1 protein-coding gene is annotated in these 1,306 nt (G+C 63.6%); it reads left to right on the top strand.

Annotated elements, in window-relative coordinates; all coding sequences use genetic code 11:
- Positions 1-1,013 (top strand): IS110 family RNA-guided transposase (locus RFN28_RS34540; protein WP_320291588.1); only part of this gene is annotated, 1,013 nt, incomplete at its 5' end.
- Positions 1,014-1,306 lie beyond the last annotated feature (293 nt).

Genomic DNA, 1,306 nt, shown 5'->3' on the forward strand with positions numbered 1-1,306 from the left:
TGTCTTTGGAAGAGACCGCGATTTGCGTGGTCGACGAGGCCGGGCGGATCGTGAAGGAGGCGCGTGCGGCGAGCGAGCCGCAGGTGTTGAGCGAAGCGCTGCGGAAAGTCGATCTGCCGCTGGAGCGGATCGGGCTGGAAGCGTGTTCGCTGGCGGCCTGGCTTCACGACGGGATGTGCGCCGATGGCCTGCCAGCCATCTGCATCGAGACCCGGCATGCCAATGCGGCGATGAAGACGATGCCAAACAAGACGGATCGGAATGACGCCCGCGCGCTGGCGCAGATCATGCGCACCGGCTGGTATCGACAGGTGCATGTGAAGAGCCGGCAGTGTCGTCTCTGGCGTTCCCTCCTCGTCGCCCGCCGCACGGTGCTGAACGAAATGCGCACCATCGAGAACGTGGTCCGGGCGATTCTACGGGAGGCCGGCATCAAGCTGGGCCTGCCGTCGCGAACCGCTTTCGCCGGTCGTGTGCGCGAGTTGGCCGGCACAGATCCGGTTGTCATGCCGCTGGTCGAGCCACTGCTGACGATCCTCGCCACGATGTTGGGAGAGTTCGCCCGCCTGACAAAGCAGGTTCTCGGTCTCGTTCGCCAGGAAGAGATCTGTCGGCGGCTGATGAGCGTTCCCGGCGTCGGACCCATCACCGCGCTCGCCTTCCGGGCCACGATCGACCGGCCGGAGCGGTTCAGCCGCTCGAGGAATGTCGGCGCGCATCTGGGCCTGACCCCGGCGCGCTACCAGTCCGGTGAGACCGATATCCAGGGCAAGGTCAGCCGCTGCGGCGACGAACTTGCTCGCACCGCGCTTTATGAAGCGGCCAACACACTGCTTGTGCGCAGCAAAAAGTGGTCGAGCCTGCGCGCGTGGGGCATGAACGTCGCCAAGCGGCGCGGTATGGCCAGGGCCCGGGTGGCGGTGGCCCGCAAGCTCGCAATCATCCTGCATCGCATGTGGAGCGATGCGGCAGAATTCCACTTTGGCAAGGAGCCTGGCGCACTGGTGGTGTAAATCGCGACGAATATCGAAGGAGCAAGAAACCAAGCTTTCGTCCGAAAGGGCGTGATCCGGATCGTTCCCGTGGGGACGATGGGCAAGGCGATCTCGTTAGCAGGCACGATCCTGGGCCAACTCTCCCAAGGTCGTTCAACAGATTGAGAGGCCTCGCTCTACTGACCCCATCATGCGGCGACCTAACATCGACCGCGAAGAGAAGCGAGTGACCCGCGGGGCGACTGGAGTAGGGAAAAATATCACGAGGAGGGGCTTGACCTTAACGACCCCAATCAGAGAAGCCTGCTAGA

It is taken from the genome of Mesorhizobium album, assembly GCF_033977205.1.
Taxonomy (GTDB): Bacteria; Pseudomonadota; Alphaproteobacteria; order Rhizobiales; family Rhizobiaceae; genus Mesorhizobium; species Mesorhizobium album.